Here is a 16,133-nt window from a genome sequence, read left to right as displayed (position 1 = left end):
CCGCGCATCCCTATGAAGGCTGCAGGAACGCTCCGACTGTTGAATTCACGCCGATGCGTGGGCGGTGCCGGAATGAATTCCGGCACCGTTTTCCTTACTTGGCGTCAAGCAGGTCCTTGACTTCGAGGAGGACGAACTCGTTGTCATCGGCCTTGTCCAGCGCACGGCCGGCGGAGAAGGGCAGGTTGTTGTCGTTGCCGACGATGATATGCGTGGCGTCAACGCGATCGACATTCTCGATGGTGACGAAAGGCATGTCGTAGACACCGTTGCTGCCGCCCTGACGCTTCTTGTTATCAGGGTCGGAGATTTTCAGCAGATCGATATAGCCGATCTTGCGCGCGGCCTTGCCGACATTCGCGTCGTTGAATTCGATCTTGTAGATGCGCTTGACCTTGGAGGGCACGGCAAAGCAGTTTGCTTCCGGCTTCTTCGGGTCGGCGCAGGCCTTGTCGGCGGTGCCGGCGCCATTGTCACGCTCGATGACCAGCGCCGTGCTGTCGTCCAGCATGTTGAAGTCGCCGATGGCTTCGCCGCCTTGGGCCAGCGGATAAAGCCAGGTGCGGCCGGTCCATTGCTTATTGGCGGTGTCGAGTTCGATGATGCGCAGCGCGGTCGAACCGTCTTCGGTCTTCTCCACCTGGCCGTCGGCGGTGTAAAGCGGGCCTTCGAGAAGGCCATAAAGCTTGGAGCCATCCTTGGAGAGCGCCATGCCTTCATAACCGCCTGAACGCTTCAGGTTGAAAGCGGGCATTTTCTGCGTCGGGTTACCGGGCAGTGCCAGGGTCGGATGATCCGGGGACTTCACCTCGATATCGCCGGCCTTGGTGGCGATGACGTCGGTCAGCTTGCCGTCGCGGGTGAATTTCAGGATGTAAGGCCCGAATTCCTCGCCAACCCAGAAACCATCGGCAACCGGCTGAATGGATTCAACGTCGAAATCGGCGCCCGTCAGGTAACGCTTGCTCGAGCCTTCCAGAACGATGGGGAAGGGTGCTTTCATGTCCGGGTCGGAAAGGAATACGGTTTCAAGCGCATTGACCTTGCCGGCGTCCCAGTCGAATTTCAGATGGTGAAGCATCAGCATGGCGTCGCTGGAGTTGAGCTTGGAACCGAAGCCATTGTCGGAAAGGCTCCAGAAGCTGCCGTCCGGCATGGCCTTGATGCCGGAGAAGCCCTGCATCGGCTGGCCGTTGAAGGGCATGGAAAGGCCGGTCAGGCGCACGCCGTCCTTGCCGGGCACGGTGCCGAGGCCTTCGGCGCGCTTGCGGTCGGCGGTGGTGAACTTTGCGGAAGTCTTGAGATACTCCGGCGCATCGGCAGGTGCCGCGATGATGGTGTTGGCCGGCAGAATGGCGTGGGAGACCAGCTTTGCCGGAAACTCCTTCTCAGCCGCATGCGATGCGGAAGCGAGCGCGAGAAACGCGCAGGAGGCGAAAAGAATGTGCTTCATGATGGAGACCCCTCGATACCTGTTGAAGACAGGATTGAGGCGATAGGGTCGGCACATGACAGGCTGGTGATTATCGTTTGAAGCTTTGATGAATTTTGATGACGGGCGTCTTAAAAAACAGGATCGCGCCGCCTCTTTCGCTTACGCGGCAGGGGCCTGATACTGGCTGAGCGTACACACGCCCAGCGTCTGGCCACGGCCCTTGACGGCGTGTTCGCCGAGATATTCGCTGCGTACGCCCTTGGGAAGCACCAACTGATGGGCGAGATCGGCCGAAATCAGCACCGGGTGTCCCAGCATCTTGCTCAGTGATTCGAGCCGCGAGGTCGTGTTCACCGTGTCGCCGAAATAGGTGATCTTGTGGTGATCGACGCCGATTTCCGCCGTTATGACCGGTCCGCCATGGATGGCGAAGCGCAGGCGCGGCACTTCGCCAAAGCGGGCAAGCCACATGTCGCGATTGCTTTCGATGGTGGCCTGGATCTCGAAAACGCAGCGCACGCAGGCTGCCCGCCTGATCGCCATATGATAGGGCCAGGTGATGATGGCGGCATCGCCAATATAATCGTCGATGACCCCGCCGTGTTTTCTGACGGGTGCTGCATAGCTTGCGAAGATTTCGCCGAGAAACTCCTGCGCCTTCAGGTCACCATGGGTTTCGGCGAAGGAGGTGGAGCCGACGAGGTCGATGAAGATGAAGACGCGGTCTTCGCTGACCGGCCGGCGATAGCGTCCCAGAATGAGGTCGATGAAGATATCGCGGCCGAGAAGCTCACGCACGCGCATGATGAAAACGATGATGCCGCAGACAATGAGGGTAAAGACAAGGGTCTGCACCTCGGCATGCACCGCCCGCTTCCAGGTGCCGGGAAATATCCCGCTCAGCCACAGGATCGTGCCGCCGAGCCCGAAACCGCAAAAGACGAGAATGGCATAGATGATGAGGCCGACGGCGATATAGGCCGGTGTCGGCAAAGCACTGACCTGCCGCGACAGGCCCGGCATGATGTAACCGCGCTCGAAAGCGAGGATGGGCGTGCAGGCGAACAGGGCATAGGTGGCACCGATCAGCGCGCCGCCGCCATATTCCAGGAGTGCGTAAGCCACGCCGCTGCCGGCCACAGCAACGAAGAGCACCACGTAATCCAGAATGGGCAGCAATTTTCTCATGTCGATTCTGATCTCGGGAAGGAAAGGCCCGCCGCTCTCGCCGGGTTATGCTTCTGTTCAGGTCATATGCGACATTAATGTGGAAAATGCGCCGCAAAAAGTGACCTTTCGGTAAGGTCGCATGAAGGATTGGAAAGGTTGTTGCCCTGTTGCCGCAAAACGGGTTCTGATGCCGCGCTACATCTAATATGATGTTCTGTAATAGACCGTTTCAAGCGGGGATTGCGGCCGGTCATCCGGCGAGCGGTTCGACCATTTGACTGGAAAAGCGGCAAAACGCAGCCGGTTGCCGTCGATCCATGCGCGGTCGAACAAAGTTTCGCCCTTGCCGGCAAAGGTGATGGCCGCGCAGGTCCTGCCATCGACGTCCAAGGGAATATTCTCTTTCCAGCCGCTGAGGCCGCAGCCGGTGCCCTTCGGGTCGCCATTATAGTGCTCGACAACCGTGGGGTCGTTCGGTGTCATGGTGATCGAGGTGACGGTGTGGGCAAAGAGCAGGCTGTCACTGTCTTTCAGTCCACCATCCAGCACGCCCTCGTAACGCACCTGCACCGTTGGCTGCTGGCAGCCGCTGCGGGCATAGATCTGCGAGACGGCGTGCATGCGGCCGCCGCGTATGGTAATGCGCGTGACGATGCCGTGCCGGTCGTTCTTGCCGATCTTCAGGCAGTCGGTGGTCCACTCGCCCTGAAGGTCGATCTTGCCGCCATCGGCGAAGACGGGGGCGGGGGCATGAAGGATACCGGCGGCCGCAACAGAGGCGGCCAGCAGCAGAGTGCAGGCAGGTTTCATGGAAAGACCCTCAAAGCGCGACCATCGGCAAAAGATGGAACGCGATGCGGGCAAAATTGGGGAGAGAGATGCGCGGGGCGATTACGCCTCGCTCACCGCCACTTCCACGGCCTCGACCTTCTTGCCGGCGAAACGCAGCGCCACTTCGCCATTGATGAGTTTCAGCGCCACATCACCGAAGAGTTCGCGCCGCCAGCCGGTCAGTGCCGCCACGGTTGCCTTCTCGCCCTCGGAGGCGATCTTGTCCAGATCCTCGCTGTTGGCGATGACCTTGGCGGCGACGCCGTGCTTGTCCGCGGTCAGCTTCAGAAGAACCTTCAGGAGCTCCACGGCAGCGCCCGAACCTTCCGGCGCGTGGCTGTGACGCGGCGCCTTCGGCATCTCTTCTTTCGGAAGCGCCAGCGCCGCATTCACGGTTTCGACGATGGCCGTTCCGGAGGTGGAACGTTCCCAGCCCTTCGGGATGGTGCGAAGCCGCGACAGGGCCTCTGCGTCCTTCGGCTGCTGCTGGGAGATCTCGAAGATCGCATCGTCCTTCAGGACGCGTGATCGCGGCACGTTGCGTGAACGCGCCTCACGCTCGCGCCAGGCGGCCACGAATTTGAGGATGGCGAGTTCCGTCGGCTTGCGCAGGCGAGATTTCAGCCTCAGCCACGCATCGTCGGGATGCATGTCATAGGTGTCGCGCGACTCCAGAATGTCCATCTCTTCGGTCAGCCACAGCGAGCGGCCTTCGCGCTCCAGCTGTGCCTTCAGCGCCAGATAGACATCGCGCAGATGGGTCACGTCGGCCAGCGCGTAATCCAGCTGCTTTTCGGTCAGCGGACGGCGGCTCCAGTCGGTGAAACGCGAGGATTTGTCGATCTGCACGTTTTTGATCTTCTGCACCAGCTGGTCGTAGGAGATCGAATCGCCGAAACCGCAGACCATGGCGGCAACCTGCGTGTCGAAGATCGGATGGGGAATGAGCCCGCCCAGATGGTAGATGATCTCGATATCCTGCCGCGCGGCGTGGAAAACCTTGACGACGTTAGGATTGGCCATCAGCTCGAAAAGCGGCGTAAGGTCGAGACCCTTGGCCAGCGGATCGACCAGCACCTCAAGCGTCGGGCTTGCCATCTGTACGAGGCAGAGCTCCGGCCAGAAGGTCGTTTCCCGCAGAAACTCGGTGTCGATGGTGATGAATTCCGATTTCGCCAGTTCCGTACAGGCTTCGGCGAGGGCGGCAGTCGTTTCAATCATTGCAAATGGCCACTCGTGAAAATTATCCGTCTTACTTTCCCTTTGCCGGGCGCATGTCAATACAAAGCCCGCTTTTGAAGGCTCATGGATCGTTTTTCTGGGGCGGATTTGGCTCCTGTCCGTCCTTTTTGGGCGGCGGGGGCGCGGCGAGCTTCTGGAAATAGGCGGATGTGCGCAAGAGCGAGCGGAACCGCCAGTTTCTTTCCTCCACCGGAACACCTTCCCGCACCTGCAGCCGGTAGATGGTATAGGCGATGAAAACGATCTGGATCGCGGCCGTGTAACTGAACAGCGCTTTCGGGCCGAACTGGTCGATCAGGACGGAGGCGAGCAGCGGCCCGACGGTTGCGCCCACCGACCAGAAGAACAAAAGCCCGGCGGACACCATCGCATGTTCGCCCTCCTTGGCATGGTCGTTGCCGTGAGCGGAACTCAACGAATAGAGCGGTAGGGCGAAGGCGCCAAAGATGAAGACGCCGATAATGTTGCTCCACTCATCCGTGCCGGCGAAGAGGGCGAGAAACAGACCGACGATCACCGAGCCTGCCGTGGTGGCGAGAATGATGATGCGCCGGTCGTAGCGGTCGGAATAGACGCCGAGCGGATATTGCAGCACCACGCCGCCGATGATGCCGGCGCTCATGAAGGTGGCGATGGCGGTGACGGAAAGGCCGATCTGCTCGGCATAGATCGGGCCGATATTGCGAAACGCCGCCATGCTGAGACCGACAGCCACGCAACCGACGACGGCAAGCGGCGAGATGCGCCAGACCGCGAAAAGATTGAAGGGTATCTGTTTCGGCGGCGCGGGGTTGGATTTGTCGGCAATCGAGATCGGCACCAGCGACAGCGTCAGCGCCATGGCGATCAGCGAGAATACGATGGGCCCGTCGATGCCGGCGACGGGAATGATATATTGGGCGAGCGTCACGGAGCCGAGATCGACGAAACGATAGATGGAAAGCGTGCGGGCACGATTGGAATTCGTCACCTGCGCGTTGATCCAGCTTTCGATCGCGGCGAAAAGACAGGCGACTGCTATGCCGATCACAAAACGCATCGCCAGCCAGAAGAGCGGATGGGTGATGAGCGGCATGGCGATCGATGCGGCGGATGCAACGGCCGCCATGGTGGCAAAGGTGCGGATGTGGCCGATCTTGCGCAGCAGGCGCGTCACCGAAATGCAGCCAAGCGCGAAGCCGAGGCTGTAGGCGGCGCTGATGAGGCCGATGGTGCTGGCCGAAAATCCTTCGGACAGGCCGCGCAGCGCGATATAGGTTCCCTGCAGGCCGTTGCCGCCGATCAGAATGCCGGCGGTGACGAGAAGCGGGATAAGAGGTCTGATCTGGCTCATTGCGGGCCGACTCGGTTTGGCGGGCTGGATTAGCCCTATCTAAAGCGAAGGCAGGGGAAAGGACAGGCTGAAGACGACATTGTTGCGCTTTGCCTTGACAAATCAGGCTGGCCATGCGCTTTTCCGGCAAATTTCGACAGTGCCGCCCATCTGGCCCCCATCAGGGCCCACGACACGTTCCAGGATATAAAAATGCATCGTTACCGCAGCCACACCTGTGCCGCTCTCCGCAAGTCCGACGTTGGCGAAACCGTTCGCCTTTCCGGTTGGGTTCACCGCGTGCGAGATCATGGCGGCGTTCTCTTCATCGACCTTCGCGACCATTATGGCATCACGCAGGTTGTGGCCGATCCGGATAGCCCGGCCTTCAAGATTGCCGAAACGGTGCGTGGCGAATGGGTCATCCGCATCGACGGTCTGGTCAAGGCGCGCTCGGAGGACACCGTCAACAAGGGCATGGCGACCGGCGAGATCGAGCTTTACGCACAGGAAATCGAGGTTCTGGGCGTTGCCAAGGAACTGCCGCTGCCGATCTTCGGCGAGCCTGAGTACCCTGAAGACGTTCGCCTGAAGTACCGCTTCCTCGATCTTCGCCGCGAAACGCTGCACAAGAACATCGTCAAGCGCACGCAGATCATCTCCGCCATGCGCACCGGCATGGGCGAGATGGGCTTTGCCGAATATACGACGCCGATCCTCACCGCCTCTTCGCCGGAAGGCGCGCGCGACTTCCTCGTGCCCTCGCGTATTCATGAAGGCAAGTTCTTCGCGCTGCCGCAGGCGCCGCAGCAGTACAAGCAGCTTCTGATGGTGGCCGGTTTCGACCGTTATTTCCAGATCGCGCCGTGCTTCCGTGATGAAGATCCGCGCGCTGACCGCCTGCCGGGCGAATTCTATCAGCTCGACGTCGAAATGAGCTTCGTGACCCAGGAAGACGTCTGGACCACGATGGAGCCGATGATGACGGCCGTGTTCGAGAAGTTCGCCGAAGGCAAACCTGTCACCAAGCAGTGGCCGCGCATTCCCTATGACGAAGCGATCCGCAAATATGGTTCCGACAAGCCGGACCTGCGCAACCCGATCGTCATGGAAGCCGTGACCGAACATTTCGACGGTTCGGGCTTCAAGGTCTTCGCCAACATGATCGCTTCCAACCCCAAGGTTCAGGTCTGGGCGATCCCGGCCAAGACCGGTGGTTCGCGCGCTTTCTGCGATCGCATGAACGCCTGGGCGCAGAGCCAGGGCCAGCCGGGCCTCGGCTACATCTTCTGGAAGGAAGAGGACGGCAAGGTCGGCGGTTCCGGTCCGCTCGCCAAGAACATCGGCGAAGAACGCACCGAGGCGCTGCGCCAGCAGCTCGGCCTCGAGGCGGGCGACGCCTGCTTCTTCGTTGCCGGTGATCCCGCGAAGTTCTACAAGTTCGCCGGTGAGGCGCGCACCCGTGCCGCCGACGAGCTGAACCTGATCGATCGCGACCGTTTCGAAATGTGCTGGATCGTCGATTTCCCCTTCTTCGAATATAACGAGGAAGAAAAGAAGATCGACTTTGCCCACAACCCCTTCTCCATGCCGCAGGGCGGTCTGGAAGCGCTGGAAGGCGACGATCCGCTTTCCATCAAGGCCTTCCAGTATGACGCGGTCTGCAACGGCTTCGAAATCGCCTCCGGCTCGATCCGTAACCAGTCGCCGGAACTGATGGTCAAGGCCTTCGAAAAGGTTGGTCTGTCGCAGAGCGACGTGGAAGAGCGCTTCGGCGGCCTTTACCGCGCCTTCCAGTACGGCGCGCCTCCGCATGGCGGTTGCGCTTTCGGTATCGACCGTGTGGTCATGCTTCTGGTTGGCGCCAAGAACCTGCGCGAAATCACCCTGTTCCCGATGAACCAGCAGGCGCAGGACCTCCTGATGAACGCGCCGTCGCCGGCAACGCCGACGCAGCTTCGTGAACTGGCGCTGCGCGTCGTTCCGTCCAAGAAGGACTGATATGGTGAAGACGCTGCTCGACCGGGTTCGCGCAGCCTTCACCCGTGCATTGGCGGCCGCACTTGCGGCCGCTTTTGCGTTCTGGGTCGCGCATCGGTGGCTGGGCCATCCACAACCCGTCTTTGCCGCAATCAGCGCGCTTATCTGCCTTGCTCCGGGAATCCCGAGCCATGTTCGTCAGGGCCTTGGCCTGATGGTCGGCGTCACCATCGGCATTCTTGTCGGGGAGATCGCGCTCCTTGTCCCGCATGATGTCGCTGAAATCAGGCTGGCCTCGGCGACCTTCATCGCCATGATCCTCGCTTCCATGTTCGGCCTGCCGCCGGTCGTGCCGATACAGGCTGGCGCTTCGGCCATGCTCGTGCTGCTGATGGGGCCGCAGGCTGCCGGTTTTGTCCGTTTTGTCGATGTGATCGTGGGTGTGGCGACTGGTGTGGCCGTAGCGCTCGTCTTCTTTCGTGAGCGGCTGAAGCTCTAGTGGTCTTGTCATAAAACCTTAATCAAACTGACAAATCCGGTAGAGGAGTTCTTAAGTCTTCTCAATCATTCATCCCCATCGTGAAATATGCAAACGAGGGTTGAATGTTTTCGCTGGTCTCGACGTTTAAAATCGCACATCGCATATCCATGCTCGCACTGGCTGCGCTCTGCGGTATCGCCGTCATTGCGGGCATGCTGCTGTGGCAAAGGCATATGGAGGCGCGTTACCGGATTGCCGAAGACACTCTTATCCAGAGGGACGGCGTGCTGACGACGCTGATGGACGGGCTGCATGAAAGCCGCCTCCATCAGAGGGATTTCCTGCTTTCCAGGGACATGAATTCCGTCGCCGAGTTTGATCAGACGATGGACAAGGTGCATCAGTCGCTGAGCAGCCTCGAAGGCAGCGCGACGCCGCAGGTCCGCGCGAAGCTTGACGCACTGGCGCAGGGTACCCTTGCCTATACCGACCGCATGAAGGCGCTTGTTTCCAAAAACCGGGAGCTTGGCCTCACTCCCACCGAGGGCCTTGAGGGCGCGATGCGCAACGGCGTGCATTCCATCGAAAAACTCATCGACGTCGTCGCCAATGCCGAAATCCGCGCCAGCATGCTGATGATGCGCCGGCACGAGAAGGATTTCATCCTGCGGCGCGATGAAGCCTATACGGGCAAGCATGCAGCCGAGGTTGAGACCTTCAAGGCGCTGGTGAAGCTGGAATACCGGCCGGGTGTGGAGCGCCAGCGCATCATGGATGCACTGGAGATTTACACCGCCTCCTTCCGTTTTTATGCGCAGGCCGTGCTGGAGGAACAGAAGGCGCGGGAAACGGTCGCTTCCGCCTATAATGCGCTGCTGCCCGTCGTCGCGGATATTTCCACGGCCTATCGGCAGGAGCGGGAAGCCAGCGCGCTGCAAAACCAGACCGCGGCGGAAACGACCGTCTCGATCGTTGTCATCCTTATCGCGTTCGCCGTCGTGAGCCTTTTTGCCGGGGTCTACTTCATCGGCCGGTCGATAACCCGTCCGGCGACCGCGATCACCGGCGCGATGCGTCGTCTGGCCGAAGGCGAAACCGAGTTTGCGGTTCCCGGCCTTCGTCGCAGGGATGAGTTTGGCGCCATGGCGCAGGCGCTGGAGATTTTCCGGCAGGCGGCCATCGCCAAGATCGAGCTGGAGCGCCAGGCACTCGTGGCCCGTCAACGCGCCGAGGATGAAAAGGCCGGGTTCCAACGCGAGGCGGAGGCACAAGCACAGGCGCGGTTGATGCAGGCAACGACCGGACTTGCGGCGGCGCTGCATCGCCTGGCCGAAGGCGATCTATCCTTCGAACTGAACGAGCCCTTCGCGCCGGATTTCGAGGCGCTGCGACACGATCTCAACCGGACGATCCGCCAGCTCGATGCCGCCATGTCCGGCATCGTGCAGTCGAGCGTCGCGATTGACGGCGGTAGCCAGGAAATCAGCCAGAGCGCTGCCGATCTTGCCCGCCGCACGGAACAGCAGGCCGCCTCGCTCGAAGAGACCGCCGCCGCCCTTGATCAGCTGACGGCAAACATCCGCATTTCGGCGGATCGTGCGGTGGAGGCGCGCTCGGTCGCCCATTCGGCCGATGAGGATGCCAGCCGCACGGCCGATCTCGTCGTCGACACGATCATGGCCATGGAAAAGATCGAGCAATCCTCCGGCAGGATCGGCAGCATCATCAGCGTCATTGACGAGATTGCCTTCCAGACCAACCTTCTTGCTCTCAATGCCGGTGTTGAAGCCGCGCGTGCGGGGGAGGCGGGACGTGGTTTCGCCGTCGTTGCGCAGGAGGTGCGCGAACTGGCGCAGCGCTCCGCAAAGGCCGCCGCCGAGATCAAGGTGCTCATCCGCAACTCCAGCACGGAGGTGAAGGATGGCGCGCGGTTCGTGCGCGAAACCGGCGCCGCCCTGTCGCGCATCGGCGGTTCGGTGAAGACGATCAACGATCATATTGAGGCGATCGCCGCTGCCACGAAGGAGCAGTCGCTCGGGCTTTCCGAGATCAATACCGCCGTCAACCATCTGGATCAGGGCACCCAGCAGAACGCCGCCATGGTCGAGGAGAACAATGCCGCCAGCGCCATGCTGGCCGGTGAGACGGCGCGTCTCAAGCAACTGGTCCATCAGTTCCGGCTGAGCGAAGCGGATATGTGGGATAATCGCCAGCGCGAAGCAGCCTGACCCTTCATTTCCAGACATCGAAAGCGGGCGCGCAACTTGCAGCCCGCTTTTTTGCCGTCTATAGGTGGGCTATTCACCACGGACCCGGTGAAATCCCGGGTGGCTCTTCTGGCCGCCGATCCGCCAGACAACGCAAAGCACCGACATTCTTTTTTAATCTACCGGAGATGTCTCCGGCCGGTGCGTCATACTTTGCGAAAAAATCAAATGAACAGATTTCAGACTTACAGACGTGAGTGGTTTTCCAATATTCGCGGTGATGTCCTTTCCGGCATCGTCGTGGCACTCGCCCTCATTCCCGAAGCCATCGGCTTTTCCGTCATTGCCGGCGTCGATCCCAAGGTGGGGTTGTTCGCATCCTTCGCCATCGCCTGCGTTTCCGCCTTCACCGGCGGCCGTCCCGGCATGATTTCCGCGGCAACTGCCGCCACCGCCGTGCTGATGGTCACGCTCGTCAAGGAACACGGCCTGCAATATCTCTTTGCGGCCACCATCCTCATGGGCGTGCTGCAGATCGCGGCGGGCTTTGCCAGGCTCGGCCGGGTGATGCGCTTCGTCTCGCGCTCGGTCATGACCGGTTTCGTCAACGCGCTGGCGATCCTGATCTTCATGGCGCAATTGCCCGAGCTTATCGGCGTGCCGGTCGAAACCTATGTCATGATCGCGGCAGGCCTTGCGATCATCTATCTCTTTCCGCTGGTTACGAAAATCATCCCGTCGCCGCTGGTCGCCATCGTCGTCCTGACCTGCGTGGCGGTGTTTTCCGGCATGGACATCCGCACTGTCGGCGATCTCGGCGAGTTGCCTTCGACATTACCGGTCTTTGCCCTGCCGCAGGTGCCGCTGACCTTCGAAACGCTTCAGATCATCTTTCCCTATTCCGCAGCACTTGCCGCTGTCGGTCTCCTGGAATCGCTGCTAACGGCACAGATCGTCGACGACATGACGGATACCGGCAGCAACAAGAGTCGGGAATGCATCGGGCAGGGGACAGGCAACATCGCGTCTGCGCTCATCGGCGGCATGGGCGGCTGCGCCATGATCGGCCAGTCCGTCATCAATGTCCGCTCCGGCGGCAGGGGCCGGCTCTCCACTTTCGTGGCGGGTGCTTTCCTGCTGTTCCTCATTCTGGTGCTCGACGACCTCGTCCGCATCATTCCGATGGCTGCTCTGGTGGCAGTCATGATCATGGTTTCCATCGGCACCTTCTCGTGGCGCTCGATCCTCGATCTGCGCCGCAATCCGCCGTCCTCCAGCATCGTCATGCTGGTAACGGTCGGAACGGTGCTGGCGACCCATGATCTTGCAAGGGGCGTGCTGGCAGGCGTGCTTCTGTCCGGCGTGTTTTTTGCGGGCAAGGTTTCCAGGCTTTTCCACGTCCGCCCTGAACTTGCGGCGGATGGCCGGCAACGCATCTACCGTGTCGATGGCCAGATATTCTTCGCTTCGACCGAAAGCTTCATTGCCGCTTTCGATTTCGCCGAAGAGGTGGAGGCAGTGACGATCGATGTCAGCCAAGCCCATCTCTGGGATATTTCGGCAGTTGGTGCGCTGGACAAGGTGGTCCTGAAATTCCGCAAATCCGGCAAGAGGGTCGAGGTGATCGGCGTCAACGAGGCGAGCGCCCATATGATCGACCGTTTCGCCCTGCACGACAAGCAGGATGGAGCGGCAGCCCCGCTCCACTGACCAGAAGTGAAAAGCCCCGGCGGAAACCGGGGCTTTTTATTATGCTATTCGTTTGCCGTCACCGTCACGCCGAGCATTTTCGGCAGGGTGTTCGGCGCGCCCATCGCGGCGCCCATGATCATCGGGAACGGAACCGGCTTTTCCGGCTCTGCCGTAATGGTGAAGTTCTTCGGATTGTCGATATAGGTGTTGATCGCGGCCGACACCATGTTCTGCAGGTCCGGAACATTGAGCGAGGCCATCATGATGGGCGCCATGCCCTTGATGGTCTGGGAAAGCTGCTCGCCCGTCATGCCCTGCTGGCTTGCGGCGTAGTCGATGGCGCGCTTGGTGATGCTGGCGTCCTCGAAGCTGATTTCAGCATTGACGAAGGAAAGCTGCTGCATCAGGCCAAGCATGGCAAGGCTTGCAGCCTGATCCGCCTGTTCCTTGTTCGGATTGGCGGCCTGCGCCTTCACCGTTTCCTGCATCGACTTGATGAAGTCGAGCGTGTAGCCGGAGAAGCCGAACGACATGTTGAGACGGCCGATATTGTCGAGGTCGATGGCATATTCCTCGACATCGACGGTGCCGGAAGCCACTTGCCAGCTGCCGCTCATGGTCATGTCGCCGGAAAGCGCCTTGAGTTCGAGTTTCTCGATGGCGTCTTTCGTGCCGGGATCGGTAACTTCGCTGAGATCCGCCTTGAAGCCGGATGCGTCGAGTTCGAAGCCGATCGATGCCTTGTCGTCGCTGACGGACATGGTGGCGGTGCTTTCCTCAAGCGAGAAAGCCTGCTTGCCATCGACGGAAACGGAAATCGGACCGCTATGCGCCTCATCATAGAACATCAGCGCATCGACCGTGCCAGTCGTGGCGTCAGCAGGAATGGTGAGACCGGACATGTAGATGTCGCTGGCCTTGATCTCCACGTTTTCCTGCTTGTAATCGATATTGTCGAAACGCGCATTCTTGATGGTGTAGCCGCCGTTGTTTTCCTGGACGTCCTCAAGCGTGATGTTGCCGACCGGGATTTTTTTGGCCGGATCGGCGACCGAGTTGAAGGTCACGCCGTTCAGCGTCACGGTGGAGCCGTTGACGGCGACCGAGCCGGCTGTGATTTCGCCACCCTGTGCGGCGTAGGCGGCATTGATCTTCTTCAGCACATCGCCGCCATCAAGCGCGAAAGCCGGCGCCGAAAGCACAAGAAGCGCGGCACTTGCGAAAAGAACTTGCCGGGTGGATTTCAGTCTCATGATGTTTCTTCCCTCAATGTGCAGATGCGCACCGTGTTCTAGATATGGATGGTGACATTTATATTCGCGATTATTCAAAGGTCTACAGGATTTAGATCGATTCGTATGACGGCGGCATTGCGGCATTTACAACGCGGTTAATAAAAAACCTCTTGAAAGAGGTGGTTTCATCCACAGGGCAGACCCCTGAATTTCTTGCCGGGAATCGGCATTTCGGCTAGTCAAGCACCATGGGAAAAAATCTTGTACCTCCGTCAGGCGGAGACGATAACATTCATCCGGTCGATTTGAAGGCGGCGCTTGAAGAGCGCTACCTCGCTTACGCCTTGTCGACGATCATGCATCGTGCGCTGCCGGATGTGCGCGACGGCCTGAAGCCGGTTCACCGCCGCATCATCCACGCCATGAGCGAGATGGGCATCCGCCCCAACTCGGCCTTCAAGAAATGCGCCCGTATCGTCGGCGACGTGATCGGTAAATTCCACCCGCATGGCGACCAGTCGGTCTACGATGCGCTGGTGCGTCTCGCGCAGGATTTCTCGCAGCGTTATCCGATCGTGGACGGGCAGGGCAATTTCGGCAACATCGATGGCGACGGCGCCGCTGCCTATCGTTACACCGAAGCGCGCATGACCGATGTGGCGGCGCTGCTGCTGGAGGGCATTGGCGAGGACGCGGTGGATTTCCGCGCCACCTATAACGAGGAAGACGAAGAACCCGTCGTTCTGCCGGGCGCATTCCCCAATCTGCTCGCCAATGGCGCCTCCGGCATTGCGGTGGGCATGGCGACCTCTATCCCGCCGCACAATGCGCACGAACTTTGCGATGCGGCGCTTTATCTCATCAAGCATCCGGATGCGTCGGTGGAAAAGCTGGTGGAATTCATTCCCGGCCCCGACCTGCCGACCGGCGGTGTGATTGTCGAAAGCCGCGAGAATATTCTCGATGCCTATAAGACGGGTCGCGGCGGTTTTCGCGTGCGTGCCAAATGGGAAACGGAAGATCTCGGACGCGGCGGTTATCAGATCGTCATCACCGAAATCCCCTTCCAGGTGCAGAAATCGCGCCTGATCGAAAAGATCGCCGAACTGCTGCTTGCCCGCAAGCTGCCGCTGCTCGAGGATGTCAGAGACGAATCCGCCGAAGACGTGCGCATCGTGCTGGTGCCGAAGAGCCGCACCGTTGACGCCACGCTCCTGATGGAATCCCTGTTCCGCCTGTCCGACCTCGAAAGCCGCCTGCCGCTCAACATGAACGTGCTGTCGCTTGGCAAGGTGCCGAAGGTGATGGCGCTGAACGAGGTGCTGAGCGAATGGCTGGCGCACCGCAAGGATGTGCTGGTCCGCCGTTCCCGCCACCGTCTCGCGGCCATCGACCGCAGGCTTGAAATTCTCGGCGGCCTGCTCGTCGCTTACCTCAATCTCGATGAGGTCATCCGCATCATCCGCGAGGAGGATGAGCCGAAACAGGTGATGATGGCGAAATGGTCGCTCACCGACAATCAGGCCGAAGCCATCCTCAACATGCGGCTGCGCAATCTGCGCAAGCTGGAAGAATTCGAAATCCGCAAGGAATTCGATGAACTCAGCAACGAGAAGGCCGAAATCGAGGGGCTGCTCGCCTCCGATGAAAAGCAGTGGCAGACGGTCGCCTGGGAAATTGGCGAAGTCAAAAAGAAATATGCCAAGGCAACCGAGATCGGCCGTCGCCGCACGCAGTTTGCGGATGCGCCGGATGCCGATATCGAGGCCATCCAGCAGGCGATGATCGAAAAGGAACCGGTCACCATCGTCATTTCGCAGAAGGGCTGGATCAGGGCGCTGAAGGGACACATGTCCGATACGTCGTCGCTCACCTTCAAGGAAGGCGACGGCCCGAAGCTTGCCTTCCCGGCGCAGACGACGGACAAGCTGCTGCTGCTGACGACGGGCGGCAAGGCCTATACGCTCGGCGCCGACAAGCTGCCGGGCGGTCGCGGCCATGGCGAGCCGATCCGCATCATGGTCGACATGGAGAACGATCAGGACATCCTGACGGCCTTCGTCCACGATCCGTCCCGCAAGCTTCTCCTTGTCTCGACCGCAGGCAACGGCTTCATCGTGGCCGAAAGCGAAATGGTCGCGAATACCCGCAAGGGCAAGCAGATCATGAATGTCTCCATGCCCGATGAAGCGAAGCTCGCGGCGCCGGTCACGGGCGACCATGTCGCTGTCGTCGGCGAAAACCGCAAGCTGCTCGCCTTCCCGCTGTCGCAGGTTCCGGAAATGTCGCGCGGCAAGGGCGTGCGCCTGCAACGCTATAAGGATGGCGGTGTCGTGGACGTGAAATGCTTCGCGCTCGCGGATGGCTTGAGCTGGTCCGACACGGCCGGGCGTCTCTTTACCAAGGTTGGCGAAGAATTGCGCGAATGGCTGGCCGACCGCGCCACCGTTGGCCGCACTGTGCCGAAGGGTTTTCCGCGTAGCGGGAAGTTTGGCGGGTAACGCAGCCCGACGTTGATGGGATATCGAAAAAGCGCCGCGTATCGAAA

At 60.3% G+C, this 16,133-nt stretch carries 11 protein-coding genes and 1 other annotated feature; of the genes, 5 read left to right on the top strand and 6 right to left on the bottom strand.

Going from position 1 to position 16,133, the window contains the following annotated elements:
• Window positions 1–94: 94 nt before the first annotated feature.
• From G3A56_RS05085 to G3A56_RS05065, 5 genes are all read right to left on the bottom strand, one after another.
• Window positions 95–1,453 (bottom strand): esterase-like activity of phytase family protein, encoded by a 1,359-nt coding sequence (locus tag G3A56_RS05085; RefSeq protein ID WP_082184091.1) that lies wholly within the window; start codon window positions 1,451–1,453, stop codon window positions 95–97.
• A 141-nt stretch (window positions 1,454–1,594) separates the two neighbouring features.
• Window positions 1,595–2,623: an adenylate/guanylate cyclase domain-containing protein gene (locus G3A56_RS05080; protein WP_003496720.1), complete on the bottom strand. Its 1,029-nt coding sequence runs from the start codon at window positions 2,621–2,623 to the stop codon at window positions 1,595–1,597.
• A 183-nt stretch (window positions 2,624–2,806) separates the two neighbouring features.
• Complete coding sequence (locus tag G3A56_RS05075) at window positions 2,807–3,415, bottom strand: hypothetical protein (protein ID WP_137067531.1); 609 nt, start codon at window positions 3,413–3,415, stop codon at window positions 2,807–2,809.
• A gap of 81 nt (window positions 3,416–3,496) precedes the next feature.
• Window positions 3,497–4,657: a ribonuclease D gene (gene rnd, locus G3A56_RS05070; RefSeq protein ID WP_164056193.1), complete on the bottom strand. Its 1,161-nt coding sequence runs from the start codon at window positions 4,655–4,657 to the stop codon at window positions 3,497–3,499.
• A gap of 82 nt (window positions 4,658–4,739) precedes the next feature.
• Window positions 4,740–6,011, bottom strand: coding sequence for an MFS transporter (locus tag G3A56_RS05065; protein ID WP_082184093.1), 1,272 nt, complete (start codon window positions 6,009–6,011; stop codon window positions 4,740–4,742).
• Window positions 6,012–6,203: 192 nt separating this feature from the next.
• Here G3A56_RS05065 and aspS point away from each other — a divergent pair, with 192 nt between their 5' ends.
• The 4 genes from aspS (at window position 6,204) to G3A56_RS05045 (ending at window position 12,368) form a co-directional block, all read left to right on the top strand.
• A complete protein-coding gene (gene aspS, locus G3A56_RS05060; protein ID WP_035242653.1) occupies window positions 6,204–7,991 on the top strand; it encodes an aspartate--tRNA ligase in 1,788 nt (595 codons plus the stop codon).
• 1 nt (window position 7,992) lies between these two features.
• Window positions 7,993–8,469 (top strand): FUSC family protein, encoded by a 477-nt coding sequence (locus G3A56_RS05055; protein WP_003496707.1) that lies wholly within the window; start codon window positions 7,993–7,995, stop codon window positions 8,467–8,469.
• Window positions 8,470–8,573: 104 nt separating this feature from the next.
• Window positions 8,574–10,679, top strand: coding sequence for a methyl-accepting chemotaxis protein (locus G3A56_RS05050; protein WP_082184094.1), 2,106 nt, complete (start codon window positions 8,574–8,576; stop codon window positions 10,677–10,679).
• Between the two features lie 77 nt (window positions 10,680–10,756).
• Window positions 10,757–10,812 (top strand) — a sequence feature (sul1 is cis-regulatory element that is thought to sense ions involved in sulfur or methionine metabolism; They are found in Alphaproteobacteria).
• 74 nt (window positions 10,813–10,886) lie between these two features.
• Window positions 10,887–12,368 carry a SulP family inorganic anion transporter gene (locus tag G3A56_RS05045; protein WP_082184095.1) on the top strand — a complete coding sequence of 494 codons (1,482 nt, stop codon included), beginning with the start codon at window positions 10,887–10,889 and terminating at the stop codon, window positions 12,366–12,368.
• Window positions 12,369–12,412: 44 nt separating this feature from the next.
• On the opposite strand, the gene G3A56_RS05040 is transcribed toward G3A56_RS05045, so the two are convergent.
• The gene (locus G3A56_RS05040) at window positions 12,413–13,603 is read right to left on the bottom strand and encodes a hypothetical protein (protein ID WP_082184096.1); all 1,191 of its coding nucleotides are present in this window, start codon (window positions 13,601–13,603) and stop codon (window positions 12,413–12,415) included.
• Window positions 13,604–13,833: 230 nt separating this feature from the next.
• Between G3A56_RS05040 and parC the strand changes: the two genes are divergently transcribed.
• Window positions 13,834–16,086, top strand: coding sequence for a DNA topoisomerase IV subunit A (gene parC / locus G3A56_RS05035; RefSeq protein ID WP_082184097.1), 2,253 nt, complete (start codon window positions 13,834–13,836; stop codon window positions 16,084–16,086).
• Window positions 16,087–16,133: the final 47 nt, after the last annotated feature.

The sequence above is a fragment of the Rhizobium oryzihabitans genome (genome assembly GCF_010669145.1).
In the GTDB taxonomy this organism is placed as follows: Bacteria; Pseudomonadota; Alphaproteobacteria; order Rhizobiales; family Rhizobiaceae; genus Agrobacterium; species Agrobacterium oryzihabitans.
The sequence above is the reverse complement of the archived record's forward strand: the minus strand, read 5'-3'. Positions and strand labels throughout refer to the sequence as shown.

Coding starts and splice junctions, on each gene's coding strand:
- G3A56_RS05065 (WP_082184093.1), bottom strand. CDS start 6,011: ATGAGCCAGATCAGACCTCTTATCCCGCTTCTCGTCACCGCCGGCATT.
- aspS (WP_035242653.1), top strand. CDS start 6,204: ATGCATCGTTACCGCAGCCACACCTGTGCCGCTCTCCGCAAGTCCGAC.
- G3A56_RS05040 (WP_082184096.1), bottom strand. CDS start 13,603: ATGAGACTGAAATCCACCCGGCAAGTTCTTTTCGCAAGTGCCGCGCTT.
- G3A56_RS05050 (WP_082184094.1), top strand. CDS start 8,574: ATGTTTTCGCTGGTCTCGACGTTTAAAATCGCACATCGCATATCCATG.
- G3A56_RS05055 (WP_003496707.1), top strand. CDS start 7,993: ATGGTGAAGACGCTGCTCGACCGGGTTCGCGCAGCCTTCACCCGTGCA.
- G3A56_RS05085 (WP_082184091.1), bottom strand. CDS start 1,453: ATGAAGCACATTCTTTTCGCCTCCTGCGCGTTTCTCGCGCTCGCTTCC.
- G3A56_RS05045 (WP_082184095.1), top strand. CDS start 10,887: ATGAACAGATTTCAGACTTACAGACGTGAGTGGTTTTCCAATATTCGC.
- G3A56_RS05080 (WP_003496720.1), bottom strand. CDS start 2,623: ATGAGAAAATTGCTGCCCATTCTGGATTACGTGGTGCTCTTCGTTGCT.
- G3A56_RS05075 (WP_137067531.1), bottom strand. CDS start 3,415: ATGAAACCTGCCTGCACTCTGCTGCTGGCCGCCTCTGTTGCGGCCGCC.
- parC (WP_082184097.1), top strand. CDS start 13,834: ATGGGAAAAAATCTTGTACCTCCGTCAGGCGGAGACGATAACATTCAT.
- rnd (WP_164056193.1), bottom strand. CDS start 4,657: ATGATTGAAACGACTGCCGCCCTCGCCGAAGCCTGTACGGAACTGGCG.